Raw genomic sequence first — 14,446 nt, 5'->3', positions numbered from 1 at the left:
GCCTTCCTCTCCTGTCGCCCAGTCCTGTCGCCCAGCGGTGACCTTCTCCGTTCCGAACGCTGCCACGCTCTCCCCTACGCCGGGCCACCCAGCGCCAAGGCCTTGTTCGCCGAGAAGTCCTCTAGCTGATCACGGCACGTTCCCCTACGTGCCTGATATGCAGAAAATAGACTAGTCGGGCAAGATTTCCACATGGATGGGCGAATATGCGACGGCCTCGATGCAGTAGTAGACGTCGCGTGCCGCCGCCTCGCTCAGGGCGATGTGGACGCTCCGCCCGAGGCCGTACCGAGCGGGCCGGGCGCCGCGCGCGCCGTCATGGCGGCGGTGCGTAGCCGGATCGGAGGCCCGTTGGCCTACGGCGGGGCGGTGCGGGGCCTGTGCGTCCGCTGGGCAATGGATGACCGCGTGCTAGCACTGTCCGGGCCCGCCGGCGACCTGCAGCTGTCGGTGCGGCCTGAGCGGTACCTGGATCGCACCGATCGGATCCCCTTCGATGCCGCGTCGGCGCCGGTCGACTTCGAGCAGCTGCCGTACGTGTGGTTGATCCTTCCGGGCCGGCCTATGTGGCCTCCGCCGCCGCGCGTACCGATCGCGACCAGTTGGTCGGCCTTGGAAACTTCTCTGAGCGCCGTGCTGTATAGCTGTATGACCCAGGCATCGCACCTGCTCTACAGTCAAACCCATTTCGGTTTCAACATCACCGGCGGGCCGCGGGCCGTGGCGGCGGCGTGCGACAGCCAGAGCCTGAGCGTGCTGGTCGATGATCGCGGCCCCTCGGAGCCGACGCCGCCCGAGGAGATGATGCGACGCGGGTGGGATCGACCTCTCGTGGGCTGGTGGGAGCACACCCTCCTCGCGCCCGATCAGGCCGCCGCTGCAGCCACCATGCTCGTCGGGGAACTGCGGGCCGGCGATGCGACTCCGTCGGCGCTGCGGGCCGACGACGTTTCGAGCAACGGCGGAACGCTGCTCCTACCCGGTCTCGCGGTGCGGTGACACCAATGCGCCGCGAGACCGGGTAGACGAGGGGTCCGATCTGCGGTCAGGCCGCGCAGCCCGCCACTCCGGGAAGTTCGTGGTCCGCATCGCAGTTGCCGACGGCCGGAGCGTCATCGTCCTCGACCCACAGCAGGATGACCATGCGGTGCGAGGGCGCCTCCGCGGGGAATAGCGTCACACACTCCAGGGTGACAGGCTGACCGTCATGGATGTTGGGCACTTGGGCGCGGTACCGGAGCGGGCCCCGCCCCTCCGTGACGTCGACCCGCTCTCGCCAGAGCCGGCCAAGGAAGGGGTCGGAGGCCACAACGTCGGAGACCAGCGCGCGCACGGCCGGGTCATCCGGGTACTGGATCATGGTGAAACGCAACATCGCCAGATAGATCTCGGCCTGCGCCTCCCAGTCGAGGAGGACGTCGCGACCTGCGCCGAGACCCCATCGCATGAGGTTCGCCCCGGGCTCCATCACCCAGGGCGACCATTCGGCCATGGCTCGGTTATACCCGACCACGTTCCACGCGTGATCCAGCAGCCAGGCCGGGTGGGGCATCTGCTGGTCCAGCATCATCTGCAGCGATCGGCGGGCATGAACACTGAGCCCCGGGGCGTTGCCCTGCGGAATGGCGCCGCCCATGCCGTAGGCCCGGAGGGCCTGGAGTCCGTCGCGGTCCAGGAGGAGCGTCCGGGCTATCGCCTGGCACTGAAACCCGTCGAGCCGAGCCTTCTGGCCGGCCTCCACGCGGGCGTACCAGCGCCCAGATCGGCCCGCAGCCTCCCCGACCTCCTCCTGGGTGACCGTGCGCCCCAAGCGACGGCTGGCTTCGGCCCGCGAGGCCCGCAGAAACCCGCCTAGCCCCACCGGGTACCCGGGGAGCGCCCCGATGCGATCCACGCACAGGTCTGCGTCCGTGGGGGACGTCATGTTCGTTCCTTCCTGCCGCTGCTACGTCTTCCGCTCCCCCGAGCGGCGGGCCCTATTTCCTGACCCGCCAGTAGCACCACGACCTTACGTAACGAGAATTCGATCTTGAATCGCGCCTCAGGGCCTGGCGCCTACGAACCGCTTCACCTGGAAAGCCGCCCCGAGTTCGGATCAAGCGGCCGCCGAGACGAAGGGTGCACAGGGCCGCGATTCGGGCATTACGTCGGCGTTTTTGTCACACTCGAGAAATCGGCAAAAATGTCAGGTCGCGAATAAACCCGCCCTTCTCTGGGGTGCTCGCAATGAATGTCGAGTCCGCCCGAATTTCAGAGAAGATCAACGCGGCCGTCCTGCTGGGAAATTGACGTGGCATCACATCATCAAGCGCTCCTCATTCAAGGAATCTACGCGCATAGATGAAGCGCCTTTCTCTCGTTGACTTGATACAGCTAATGCGCTTTAAATCTTCCCTACCGGCCGGTTCGATGACCTCCGCGCACCATCCGCCTGCGCGCCCGCGCACCGCTTCGCGGTGAGAGGCATCTCACGCCGAATCACATGTAACGCCCGCCTCGGCGACCTCTGGGGAGGTTGTGAACCAAGTATGGACTTGACGGAGCGGTCGCCATATGTTCTTGGTCCCTCGCCTCGTGATCAGCGCGGCGGGGAGAAAGAAAGGTGCGACGTGCAGCACGACCACGCTTAACGGTTCACGCGACCAGAAAAACGCGGCCGGCACCCGGGAGTTGCAGCTCCCCGGCACCGGCCGCGAAAGAAACACCGGCCCAGAGGGCCGGACCGTCACCACGCCGACCCTTGCGACGGGACATCACGGCGTGGAGCACAGAAGAGAGTTTCGCATGCCCACAGCCCTGCGCATAGGGCCTAAGGTCCCAGTCACCCACCGGAGCGGCCGATGAGCCGCGATGCCCGCGCCTGGGTGTGGGACCACAGCTCCAGCCGAGGCACCGCGCGCCTGGTCCTGCTGTCGATCGCTGACCGGGCAGCCGACGAGCAGTGCATCTCCTGGGCCTCGCTCTCCAGCCTGGCCACCCGTACGAACGCCTCCGTCTCCACGGTGCGCGAAGCCATCGACCGCCTCCTCCGCTCCGGCGAGCTGGAGCAGCTCGATGACCTCACCGGCCCGCAGCGCAGCACGGTCTACCGCCTCCCCCTCGCCGCCAGGGCTGCGGCGGCGAGGGCCGAGGACGAGGAAGACGGCGAACAGGTCTCGGAGATCGGCCCCGAAGCCACCCCGGCACTCCGAATCTCGGCCCTGCGCCGGTACGGCATCCGCCCGCGCGAGGTGCCGGAATCCCCGGCGAGGCCCCGGAAACCGGCAGTACCGAAATCCAGCAGGTCCCGCCGGAAACCGGCACCTCGACGTACCGGAAACCAGCACAGCGATGTACCGGAAACCGGCACACAGAACCGTAGTGAACCTGGTTTGAACCGGAGGTACAGCAGTGGTGCCGCCGTCCTCTCGGCTGCCGAGTGGCAGGTCGACACCGCCACCCGCACCTGGGCCCGCCAGCAGGGGCACCTCGACCGCCTCGGCGAGCAGGGCTTGCAGGAAGCCGACACGAAGTGGCGCGCCCACCGCGCCAACTTCGAGCCGCGGCCGGCGGATGCCTGGGCGGTCGACTGGCGCTCCTGGGTTGCCCGAGAACACGCCCCTGGCCGCCCGAACCTCTACGCCGTGCCCGGCAACGCCCCGGCCACGCCGGGCGGCATGACGCGAGCCGAGGCCCACACCGCCGCCCTGCTCGCCGCTCTCGACGAGTCGACCGGAACGGAGGGCTGACCGTGGACCGCCGCGAAATCGCCGCGCTGCTGGCTTACATCGGCCGACTCGACCCCCGCCTGATCCGGACGACCGAACGCGAGGCGGCCGACCAGCTCGCCCAGTGGCACGAGCTGCTCGACGACGTGCCGATGGCCACCCCGTACGGCTGGGATGCCCGCGTCGCCGCTCGTCGGCACATCCGCACCTCGCCGTTCCAGATCTTGCCCACGGACCTGGCCCGTCCCTGGGAGAGCTACCGGCGCGACCGCCTGGCCCGGCACTCCGACCCCACACCGTCCGTCGACCCGGACGACCAGGCCGCCTGGACCGCCGAACTGGCCGGCGCGCGCCGTGCCGTCGCCAGCGGCGCCGCGCCGCCCGCGCAGGCCAAGGCGATCACTGCCGGCCGTGCCGGGATCGACCCGAAGCTGGAGAGCCGTCTGCGGGAGATCGGCTCCTGCATACCGCCCGCCGCCCGTGCCGCCCTCGCCCCCTACCGGCCGACCCGGGCAGCCCGCGAGGCAGCCGTCGCGCAGGGCCTGCCCGATGCGCTGGGCGTCCGGTGCGAGTGGTGCCTGGCTCAGCCCGACGAGCCATGCCGTCGTCGCCGGATCGGTCCCGACGGCGGAGCCCGCGGAACCGCCCCGCGTGCCACCCCACACCCCTGCCGCCTCGACCTCGCCGCCCAGCAGGTCCGGCATTCCGCCGTGTCCTGACCGGCGCGCCCGGTTCGACCGTCTCGTCCGGGCACCACCAGCCACCACCGTCCCGCCCCGGCTGCGGCGCATGCCCTAGCGCCGCAGCCGGCACCCGACGCCGCATCCGCACGGCCCCGCCCGGGCACGCCGAAGCGGCAGCATCGGAGAGATCCTTGCGCTACATCACCACCCACGACGCGCCCGCCACGGGCCTGCGCGGCATCGGAGACACCAGCTGGCAATCCCGCGGGACGTGCTACGGCATGGACGCCGAGGACGCTGATGCCGTCTTCTTCCCGCTTCCCCGCAACCACGAAGCCATCGCTGAGGCGAAAGAGCTGTGCGGCTGGTGCCCCGTACGCCGCGAGTGCTTGGACTTTGCCTTGGAGAACGCCCTCAAGGAGGGCATCTGGGGCGGTCTCACCGAAGCCGAGCGGCGTCCTCGGCACGACGGCCTGCCTCTACGGGTCGACTACCGACGCGTTGCGGCCTTCTTCCGGGGACGCGACGTGCACCTGACCGAGGCCGAGCGACAGGTCGTCGTCGACCATGCCTACGTCCGGGGTTGGCGGCCCGACCGCCTCGCCGCAGCTCTGCAGTTCAGCCGCAAGCACGCCGGTGACCTGCTCCGGAAGGCTGCCGACAAGGTCTCCGAACGCGACCGCGCCTACGGCATGCCACGGCCCAAGAAGAAGCGAAAGAAGACCGCTCCGGCAGCATCCGCAAAGCCCGGGAGACACCAGCCGGTGGTCCACACGGCGGCGCCGGCTCCGACGCCCGGCCCACTCGGGACGGCTGCATGACCTACTCCCCGCTCCTCCTCGTCATCGGCGTGTCCGGCGTTCTCCTGCCGGTGCTGGTACTGACCGCTTGGATGAGGCGACACCGGGACGCCCGTCCGCAGAAACGTCTCGGCACCCCGGCGGTCAAGGTCGCCGCACTGGCCGCCCTCGGCTGTACCGCTTACAGCGCCGACACCTCGTGGCGCTTCGCGGCCGACTACCTCGACATGGCCGGCACCGCCGAGCGGGCCGGGATGTTCGCCGCCGCCGAGCTCGGCCTCTTCGCGACCGCGCTGATGGCCCGGCAGAACCTGGCCACCCAGAAGTCCCCCGGCCTTCCGGGCACGCTGGTCTGGGTGATCACCGGAGTACAGGTGATCCCTGCCTATGCCGAGAGCGGCCTCGTCGGCGGCACGGTCCGGGCTTTCGTCGGCCCGGTGCTGGCGGCGGTGCTGTGGCACCAGGCCATGGGAATCGAGCTGCGCGTCCGCACTCCGGACGCCGCCTCCCGCGGGCTGATCGCCGTCCTGGGGCGGGAGGCACGCGAACGTCTTCTGTCCCGCCTCGGCATCGCCGCACGAGACCGCGACGCCGCGCAGATCACCCGGGACCGGGCCACCACCCACGCGGTCGCCCTCGCCGATCGCCTCGGCGAAGGCACCCCCGAGCAGCAGCAGAACAGGCGCGGCCGTCGGCTCACACGACGGCTGTCGAGAGCAGTGGACAAAGCCTCGGTCGGTACGGACCCCGACCAGCGTGCGAAGCTGCTCGCCCAGCTCGCCGCTCGTCGGCACGCCCGCGCGCTCGCGACGATCACCCTTCCCTCTCCCTGGTGCCCGGCGCCGGGCACCGCAACGGCTGCCACGGTCCCCTCACCTCCGGCAGAGAGCACGCCGGCCCCCACCCCCGGTCCCCACGAGTCGGCCGCGGGCCTTCGGCCGGGCAAACCGAGGGGACCGGTCTCCGAAAACGCGGCCCCGAAAGCGCCGTCAAGCACGGGGACCGAAGACGGGAAAGAGGGGACCGAGGCAACAGAAGCATGCGTGAAAGCGGGGACCGGTCCCGCTGCTGCGAACACGGGGACCGGCCATGTTGTGCGGGAAACTCCTGCTCAGGGCCCTGGTTCGCATCGGGGACCGGCCTTCGTCGACATGGGGACCGAGACCACCGGGGACCGGGGACCGACCCCCGCCAACACGGGGACCGAGACCACCGGGGACCGGGGACCGACCTCCGCCAACACGGGGACCGAGACCACCGGGGACCGGGGACCGACCCCCGCCAACACGGGGACCGAGACCACCGGGGACCGGGGACCGACCCCCGCCAACACGGGGACCGAGACCACCGGGGACCGGGGACACAAGGCTCCCCTCCGTCGGAAGGCGGCAGCCAAGCCGCGGACGAAGAACAAGGGGAAGCGCAGTCGCCCCCGCACCCCTCAGGCACAGCGCCCGCCGCACGAGCCGGAGCAGTCGGTGGATCAGCTCGTCCAGCAGGTCCTCCCCCATGTCCCCGCGCTGCTCGAACGCGACGGCAACGAGTTCGTCACCCGGGTCCAGCTGCGGGAGATCCTCCGCCGCGAGGACCTCAAGGGCGGACGGAACGAACGGCTGAGCCTCGTCCTCCAGAAGCTGCGGAGCGACGACATCACGAAGACAAGGAGCACCGCCCGATGAAGACCTGCCACCAGTTCGCCACCGTCCGTGCGGAGTACGAACGGGAGATCGGCTACATGCTTGCCCACGCCAGCCGGCACGCGGGCAGGCCGGCGGGGAAGTCCAGCGCGAAGCAGGCGTCTTCGACGAGACAACGGATGGCCCGCGCGCTCAACAGCCACGTCGCCCGCTGTCCCGAGTGCGGCTGAACCGGCAAAAGCCCAGCTCAACGCCCTACCCCCAACGGTGGCCCGGCCATACGCCGGGCCACCGCCCCTTCAGGGGACACGTGGTGATCCCGCGCCCCTTCGCTCATCCGAGCCCGCATCCATCGAGGCCAGCGCCTGGAGGGTGTCCTGGCCCGCCGGCGAACCGCCTTCCGCCTGCCGACCGGCGGTGGCTCCTCCACGTCAGCAGCCCTGCCCGCATCCTCACGCGACCGGCCGTCGTCGCGCCGGCCACGACCGCTCATCCCCGTACCCGCACTATGAGGAGGTCCGAATCCCGATGATGGACCCCGTCCAGAACGACACCACCCCGGAACATGACCTTGACTCCAACTCGGTCTCGGGGCGAGCAAGTTGGGGCGGAAGCGTAGCTTCCGCCGAACCCGTCCCCGAGGGGACGAGAGAGGGCCTGCACCGGGGGGCGCAGGTCCTTCGGGCTTCGACCGGGGGCGGATCGAAGCCCGGGCAGGAAGAGAAGCAGAGCGCGTCGCGCGCCCGCCGACGCCGCGCTCCTCGCGCCCGCCAGCGTCCGCGCCAGTCGCCCGAGAAGAAGCGCCTGCACCAGCCCAACACGCGTTTCAACGAGGATGAGTTCGTCCTGATCAAGTCCGCCGCTGCCCAGTGCAATCTGTCCGTGGCCGGGTTCCTCGCCCGCTCCGCGCTCGCCGCCGCCCGCGACCTCGATCGCACCAGTGTCGAGATCGCCGACGAACGTGAAGTGATCACCGCCCTGTTCGACAGCCGACGTCGGCTCGGCTGGGCCGGCAGCAACCTGAACCAGGCGGTCAAGGCTCTCAACAGCGGCGCGGACGCTCCTCACCTCGAAACAGCGGTTGCCGCTGTGCGACGGGCCGCCGACACCGCTCATGAAGCCGTGGCGCGGCTCATCGAGCACCGCAGCTCGTGATCCCCAGCGTCAACAAGTCCGGTTCCCGGACCATCGGGCTCCTCGTGTACCTCTACGGACCAGGGCGCAGCGAAGAACATGTCGACCCTCATCTCGTTGCCTCCTTCGACGGCATGTCCCCCGACCCCGGCCGCGACCCCAACGCCACCCTCAAGGACCTCCAGCAGCTCCTGGACCAACCTGTGATGGCCCTTGCCGAGCACGCCCGCCCGTCCAAACACGTATGGCACACCTCGGTTCGTGCCGCACCCGGCGACCGGATCCTGTCCGACGAGGAGTGGGCCGACATCGCCCGCCGCATCGTCGCCGCCACCGGGATCGACCCCGGCGGCGGACAGCCCGGCTGCCGCTGGGCCGCCGTACGCCACGCCGCCGACCACATCCACATCGTCGGCACCCTCGTCACCGAGGACGGCCACCGCCCCGACGACTTCCGCTCCGGCGCCCGCGCCCACGCCGAAGCCCGTCTTATCGAGAAGGAACTGGGTCTCCACCAGGTCGCCCCCGGCGACGGCACAGCGGCCAAGCGGCCCACCAGCGCCGAGCGGCACAAGGCCGAACGTCGAGGCCGTGCACTCACGGCCCGCGAGGAGCTGCGCGAAACCGTACGACGCGCGGTGGCCGGTGCGAGGACCGACGAGGAGTTCTTCGACCGGCTCACCGCCAGCGGCCTTGTGGTCCGCAAGCGCGCCGCGCCTTCCGGCGACCTCCTGGGATACAAGGTCGCCCTGCCCGGCGACCTGAATAGGGACGGTGAGCCGGTGTTCTATCCCGGCTCCCGCCTGGCCCCCGACCTGTCGCTGCCGTGCATCCGCGAACGCTGGTCCGGTGACGACCAGGACGCTCCGGCTGCCCGGCGGGAAGAAGCGATCCGTACAGGCCGGGGCAGTCCTGCCGCCGCGCGCCGCGGAACGGCATCGGCGCTGTGGCAGGCCGTGCTCGTCGTCCCACACGGCGAGGATCCGGTCGTCGCAGCCCACATCGCCGCGGCCGGCGAGGTCCTGGACGCCCTCGCCAAGACGTCCGCCGCCCACACCCGCCGCGAACTGCGCGCCGCGGCAACGGCCTTCGAACGAGCCTCGCGCTCTCATGTCCGCGCCGTCCGCGGGCACGACCGAGCCCTGCGGCAGGCCGCCCGCGACCTGGTCCAGGGCGGTCTGGCCCTCGGCCGCGGGGAAGACGGCGCCACCACGGCCATGGCCATCGACATGCTGTTCTTCCTCGTCACCGCCGCCGCGCACTGGCACGCCAGAAAGGGCCACGCCCAGCAAGCCGAGGCCGCCACCCGGGCCGCCGAGCACTTGCGCACCGCCTACCGGGCCGCCGCCGCACAGCCCCTCGGCGTCCTCCAGCAGCGCGGCCGACGTCTGAGCCGGCCCATGCTCCAGCGGCAGACCGTGCTGCTGCGCGAGGCGCTTCCGGAGCTGGCCGAGCAGATCCTCGCCGAACCCGGCTGGCACGCCCTGGCCGCGACCCTCGCGGATACCGAAACCTCCGGTCACGACCCGGCCGCTCTCCTCTCCGACGTTGCTGGGCGCCGCGAACTCGGCAGCGCGGACTCCATCAGCGACGTGCTCGTGTGGCGGATGCGGCGGGCGGCCGACCTGCCCGCCGATGCTTCCCCACTGCCCGAGGCCAGCACCGCGGGGAACCGGTCCGCGACGCGCAGAACGCCGTCCAGGCCCTCCGCAACCGGTCGGCGGCGCAGCGGAGAGGAGACATCGCGTAAGGCCCTGTGATCACGTCGAGCCGACTGTGGACTTTACGAATTGAAACCACCGGAGGCGTAGGGCATGGTCGTGAAGCGCGCAGGACGAGATGACGAGGTAGAGGGGGACGCCAGGGTGTTTCACCGGATACGCCGCCGGACCAAGGGGTCGAACGAAGCTCAGAGGCAGTTCGACGAGCTGCATGCGCAGCTGCAGGGCCAGGTTCCGCCCGGCTTCGGAGTGCCGGCAACCGAGCCGATGCCCATCGAGCCGACCACCGTCGTGGACGACTTCCTTCCGCCCGAGCTGCGCGTGCCGAGCCACGACCAGGTCGACGGCAAGATGATGCCGTGGGGACAGCCCCTCGTCCTCGATGGCGAGATGGTCGCCTGCGCCGAATGCGGCGCGTACCGGGACTGGCTCATCCTCTCCACCCGCGGCCAGATCTGGCTGCGCTGCCGGATCGGCCACCAGCAGCTGGAGACGCGCCTCGACACCGCCTGGTACAACCGCAACAGCGGACCGGCGGACGCGACGTTCGACACGTTCGAGGACTGCCTGCGCCACCTCGGACGCTGACCACCACTCCTACGACCCACCGGGCCCGCGGGCCCGCACTGACCACCCGTCGCCTAACACCAAGGGGTCAGTTCCGCATGCGCGTTCGCGTCGCCACCACCGCACTCGGCATCACCGTCGCTCTCCTCTCCCTGCCCGCCTGCTCCACCGATGCTCCCGGGGCTGAGCACCAGCCTCCTTCCTCCGTGCGGACCGGGAATTCGGTCGATGCCGTCCAGAAGCCGGCCCCGCTCTCCTCGGCCGCGCTCGGCTCCCGCCTGCTTGACCAAAGCGACCTCGGCAGCGGCTACCTGCCCAAGCAGCAACGCCCGGTCCGGCACGACGACGTCACGGTCTTCGGCTGCCCGGAGCTGAGCAAGCTCGGCGGAGAGGCAGCGACCGGCGGCACCCTCGCCTTCCCACACAAAGCCAAAGCCGCCTTCACCTACGGCGGCAGCTCCTCGGAGATCTCCGAGGAGCTGTACAGCGCCAGCGCGGAGAAACTCTCCGACGATGTCGAGCGGATCTTCGGCGCCATGACCGGCTGCCCGACCTATCAGGTCGTCTCCGGCGGTACCCCGGTCGACGTGGCCTCGCAGAAGCTGTCCACTCCCCACGACCTCGGTGACGAGCAGTGGAGCCAGCTCCTCACGCTCACCGCGGGGGGACGGAGCACCGTGGTCAAGCAGACCGCGATCCGCGACGGCAGCCTGCTGCTGATCGTCTCCGGCTCCCCCGCTCTCGTGGACCGCCACCTCGCTCGTGCCCTCGCCAAGGCCACCGCAACGAGCTGACCGACCCGCCCATCGCACTGCTGCCTCCGGCCACCATGGGTCGGAGGCAGCAGTGCGTTCCTGGTCAGTCACCACAGGCAGCAGACCATCCTGGGTGTCGAAGACCGCACGACCAGTTCGCCGGAAATCAAGAAAGTCCGGCCCCCTCCACGGGGAGGGTGCCGGACTGCGGTCGTCGAAAGTTGTGCGGGATGTCAGAAGGCCGGCGTGCGCAGGAGGTACTCCTGCGTGGCCTCGGGCAACACCTTCCGCAAGACCGGTGCGGTCGAGCTGAGGGAGGCGGCGAAGGTGGCGACGAGATCGTGCGGGACGCTGGCCGCGAAGGATGCCGCCCACAGCCACGGTGCGCCGAGCACGGGCTCGGCACCCGCCTGCCACCCGGCCGGTCTCACCTCATCGGCCTCGGCGGCAAAGGAGCGCGGGTCGGCGTCCTGGATGAGAGGCGGCACCTCGCCAAGGCTGATGCGCGAGGTGAACGTCGGGTCCGTCGCCGCCGTCTGGAGCTGGTCGCTGTCGCGGAACCATCCGTGAGCGGCGACAGCGTCGAGAACCAGTTCGGGGCCGGCCAACGGCACGGCGGGCTGATCGCGGGCGTCGAGCGCGACGAGGAAGTCGGCCAGCGCCTCGCCGGGAACCTCGCGGGTGAAGTAGGCCGACCACTGCGCTGGGCTGCTCGCCTCGGCGCGGGCGGATATCTGCCAGGCGACCGGTAGGTCTCCCAGGAGCATCGGCTCGTCCGCCAGGGTCCACTGGGCCCAGCGCAGTGCGTCAGGGCTGATGTGCAGGACGGTGCTGCGCAGCACCTGACGGTTCTCCGGCGCCTCGTCCGGTTCGTGACGTCCGCGGACGATCGTCAGACTCGTCCAGCCCAGGCCGGCGAGTGTGTCCGCGACGACGTCGTAGAGGCGTCCGTCGTCACCGGCCAGATACCGGGGACCGACCCAGAAGGCGGGCGGGCCACCATGCGAGGTGGACGGGTCGGGCGGGGAATCGGGATACAGGAGCGCCTCCAGGGGTTCGGTGCGGGTCTAGGCGCCAGCACGGCGGCGGGGGCGGCGCGGGGGCGCCTGGACGGGGCCCTGCCACGTCAGCTTGATGGCAACCTCCGGCGGCAGGTGGCCGAGTTGCGCGCCCTCGTCCGGTCCTTCGGCGAGGTAGACGACGGTCCGGCCGGTTTCGTCCACCGACTGCAGGACCTGCGCCAAGCGGTGTGCCATCGGGAAGAACGGGTTCATGGCCTGGCGGACCGGAGCGCTCCGGTCGCAGCCGGACAGCAGATCGATGAGATTTTCGACGGTCATCTCCGGGGACGTCACGAACAGCCTCCTGGGGCGGGGAAACGGGCGACGGTGGAACGGGTCGGCCTGCGGTACGGCCAGCGAGTCGCAGGGCAGGCACTACCTGCCGGTGTCCGCTCAGTCAGATGCGGTGTGAGGTCTCCAGCACGCGTGCTACGGCAGCGGCGACGATGTCGGCCGGCGTCTCGGTGTCGAACGACATGTAGTAGCCACGGACTTTGGCAGTGCCGGTGACGGCGATCGTCCATCCCTCACCGTCCGTTCCGGGGCGACCGTTCGGAAACCAGCCGAGGTAGAACCGGCCATCCTTGGAACTGACGTGCACATCCGCACGATCGTCAACGATCAAGTGAAAGTCCTCGGCGGAGAACTGGTCCATGACCAGCGTCGGCTGGCCGGGGCCAAGCAGCCACTCCCGCAGCCGCAACGCTTCGATCGTGGTGGAGAAACCGGGGCCACTAGGGGCTACAGTCACAGGCAATCACCTCTCTGACCTGGGGTTTCTTGCAAGGTCGTCTACGTTGACATGGCCTCGCACCCGTTGGCCAGTCCTTCCGCCGCCTTTCCTGTCTGCCCCCGGCGAACTGTCATCCTTGCCAGCCAATCAAGGTGTTTGACGGCGAACTCAGCCGCTTCGGCCTCAGTGAATCCAGTCGTGAGGAGTGAGTACGCTCCACGCGGTCCGTACGTCGGCCCGTCCACCGAACCAGGCGAGCACCTGCGCCCGTTGTCAGTGCGCCATGCGACCCTCGACCTCGTCTAGGCACTCGCGCAGTCGACGCGCCTGTTGAGATGGGGGACGAAATGAGTGAAGGCATACGGACAGGCGGGGCTTCGCCGGAGGACGCGCTGCGCTCTGTCCGACTGCTTGCCCGTGCTGAGGCGGCCGTCATGTCGCTCTTCGCCACGCGGGCCTACGAGCTGGGCTGGACGGTACGGAGCAAGCCGAGCGGCATCTTGGACCACGTGACCCTGTCCTGCGATGCGGGACATACGACTCAGGTAACTCCCGTGACTGCGCTGCACCCCAAGCTCGGCAGCACGATCGTCCGGGCGCCCGAGGGGAGCACGTTCCTCCTGGATGCAGGGATGAAGCACATGGCACTGCCGGGAGCGACAGACCTGGCAGCCTTCCCCATGGCGCTGGAGGAGTGCGAGCACTGCGCGGAGAAGCGGTGGGAGGAAGCCGCCCGTGCGTCGTTCGCTGCCTACGTCATCGAGGCCGATCTCCGCATCCTGACCGATGCCACATCCCCCAATGGGTACCCAGCGAAAAGGGTTCGCTGCCTCCACGGGCATGAGTTCATCATCACCGCGATGGATCCACGTACTCCTATGCGCGTCCCGGATAGAAAGTTCGGGCCTGGATGGACCTGGCGTGATTTCACCATCTCCGCGATGGATTCGCCCACCCCTGGGCGCTTGCCGGAGGGTGTCTACGGATTCGCAAAGGGTCCAGGCAGTGCGGGCAACCCCTGCGTTACGTGTCACAGCATCTCTCAGAAACCCAAGCTAGTTGAGTTCAGGCGCCGCGCTCGCGAGCAGAACGTGATGCTCCTGGACGTCATGTCGGACCGGGTCATCCAGACTGTGCGCCTGTGCTGCGTTGCCGGTCACCTGACCTCGGTGAGCATCAACATCGGCTTGAAGCGCGAGTTGCTGTGCGCCCGATGCAGCAGAGCGGGCGCTCGCCCCGAACCAACCGTGTACTACGTAGTGGCCAACGGGGCAATGGTCAAGCCCGGAATCTCCTCAGGCGACGGACGAGGGCGGCTTGATACCCACCGCACCCAGCACGGTCTGGGGCAAGTACGCAGGCTCATAACCGACCTGCCCGTCGGCGCAGCTCACGATGTCGAGCGGCACGTCCTGGACTGTCTGGCTGGCCAGGGCATCCGCCCGGTGATGGGCTCCGAATACTTCGATGCCGCGCATATTGACCGCGTCCTGGAGCTGGCTGACGGGTGGTTCGCAGCGAACCTGCCGAACTTCTCGTGGACGGTGAATTCTTAGCCGTCCCTCTGTCCGCTGACTTCCCCGTTTCGCCTGGAGTCCGGCAGAACCACGCCAACTTCGAAGATATCGCCGAACCGAGAACGAGAAGG

General features: G+C 69.5%; 15 protein-coding genes. 11 read left to right on the top strand and 4 right to left on the bottom strand.

The features are described 5' to 3' along the window. Positions 1-192 precede the first annotated feature (192 nt). Positions 193-999, top strand: coding sequence for a hypothetical protein (locus tag ABT345_RS17125; protein WP_345092695.1), 807 nt, complete (start codon positions 193-195; stop codon positions 997-999). Positions 1,000-1,045: 46 nt separating this feature from the next. On the opposite strand, the gene ABT345_RS17120 is transcribed toward ABT345_RS17125, so the two are convergent. Continuing rightward, positions 1,046-1,924: a helix-turn-helix transcriptional regulator gene (locus ABT345_RS17120; RefSeq protein ID WP_345092698.1), complete on the bottom strand. Its 879-nt coding sequence runs from the start codon at positions 1,922-1,924 to the stop codon at positions 1,046-1,048. A 916-nt stretch (positions 1,925-2,840) separates the two neighbouring features. On the opposite strand from ABT345_RS17120, the gene ABT345_RS17115 reads away from it, so the two are divergent. The 9 genes from ABT345_RS17115 to ABT345_RS17075 all read left to right on the top strand — a co-directional run bounded on the left by ABT345_RS17115 (position 2,841) and on the right by ABT345_RS17075 (position 11,043). After that, the gene (locus ABT345_RS17115) at positions 2,841-3,728 is read left to right on the top strand and encodes a helix-turn-helix domain-containing protein (protein WP_345092701.1); all 888 of its coding nucleotides are present in this window, start codon (positions 2,841-2,843) and stop codon (positions 3,726-3,728) included. A gap of 2 nt (positions 3,729-3,730) precedes the next feature. Beyond that, positions 3,731-4,426: a zinc finger domain-containing protein gene (locus tag ABT345_RS17110; protein WP_345092704.1), complete on the top strand. Its 696-nt coding sequence runs from the start codon at positions 3,731-3,733 to the stop codon at positions 4,424-4,426. A gap of 155 nt (positions 4,427-4,581) precedes the next feature. Further along, a complete protein-coding gene (locus tag ABT345_RS17105) occupies positions 4,582-5,211 on the top strand; it encodes a WhiB family transcriptional regulator (protein ID WP_345092707.1) in 630 nt (209 codons plus the stop codon). After that, positions 5,208-6,869, top strand: a complete 1,662-nt coding sequence (locus tag ABT345_RS17100; protein WP_345092710.1) for a hypothetical protein — start codon at positions 5,208-5,210, stop codon at positions 6,867-6,869. The genes ABT345_RS17105 and ABT345_RS17100 overlap by 4 nt, the downstream gene beginning before the upstream one ends. Then, positions 6,866-7,057 carry a hypothetical protein gene (locus ABT345_RS17095; RefSeq protein ID WP_345092713.1) on the top strand — a complete coding sequence of 64 codons (192 nt, stop codon included), beginning with the start codon at positions 6,866-6,868 and terminating at the stop codon, positions 7,055-7,057. The genes ABT345_RS17100 and ABT345_RS17095 overlap by 4 nt, the downstream gene beginning before the upstream one ends. 298 nt (positions 7,058-7,355) lie before the next feature. Further along, complete coding sequence (locus ABT345_RS17090; RefSeq protein WP_345092716.1) at positions 7,356-7,982, top strand: hypothetical protein; 627 nt, start codon at positions 7,356-7,358, stop codon at positions 7,980-7,982. Next, the gene (locus ABT345_RS17085; protein WP_345092719.1) at positions 7,979-9,721 is read left to right on the top strand and encodes a relaxase/mobilization nuclease domain-containing protein; all 1,743 of its coding nucleotides are present in this window, start codon (positions 7,979-7,981) and stop codon (positions 9,719-9,721) included. Before ABT345_RS17090 ends, ABT345_RS17085 begins: the two co-directional genes overlap by 4 nt. Before the next feature lie 105 nt (positions 9,722-9,826). After that, positions 9,827-10,270, top strand: a complete 444-nt coding sequence (locus tag ABT345_RS17080; RefSeq protein ID WP_345092722.1) for a hypothetical protein — start codon at positions 9,827-9,829, stop codon at positions 10,268-10,270. A gap of 77 nt (positions 10,271-10,347) precedes the next feature. Further along, positions 10,348-11,043, top strand: coding sequence for a hypothetical protein (locus ABT345_RS17075; RefSeq protein ID WP_345092725.1), 696 nt, complete (start codon positions 10,348-10,350; stop codon positions 11,041-11,043). A gap of 194 nt (positions 11,044-11,237) precedes the next feature. On the opposite strand, the gene ABT345_RS17070 is transcribed toward ABT345_RS17075, so the two are convergent. The 3 genes from ABT345_RS17070 to ABT345_RS17060 form a co-directional block, all read right to left on the bottom strand. Further along, entirely contained in the window at positions 11,238-12,056 is an 819-nt protein-coding gene (locus ABT345_RS17070; protein ID WP_345092967.1) for an SPDY domain-containing protein, read from the bottom strand. 15 nt (positions 12,057-12,071) lie between these two features. Continuing rightward, entirely contained in the window at positions 12,072-12,359 is a 288-nt protein-coding gene (locus ABT345_RS17065) for a hypothetical protein (protein ID WP_345092728.1), read from the bottom strand. A gap of 103 nt (positions 12,360-12,462) precedes the next feature. After that, positions 12,463-12,816 (bottom strand): SPDY domain-containing protein, encoded by a 354-nt coding sequence (locus ABT345_RS17060; RefSeq protein ID WP_345092731.1) that lies wholly within the window; start codon positions 12,814-12,816, stop codon positions 12,463-12,465. 416 nt (positions 12,817-13,232) lie between these two features. On the opposite strand from ABT345_RS17060, the gene ABT345_RS17055 reads away from it, so the two are divergent. After that, complete coding sequence (locus ABT345_RS17055) at positions 13,233-14,354, top strand: hypothetical protein (RefSeq protein ID WP_345092734.1); 1,122 nt, start codon at positions 13,233-13,235, stop codon at positions 14,352-14,354. Positions 14,355-14,446 lie beyond the last annotated feature (92 nt).

Origin of the sequence: Streptomyces sp. NPDC000404, assembly GCF_040300365.1 — a bacterium.
GTDB lineage: Bacteria > Actinomycetota > Actinomycetes > Streptomycetales > Streptomycetaceae > Streptomyces > Streptomyces ramulosus.
This window is presented reverse-complemented; position numbering and strand designations above follow the sequence as displayed.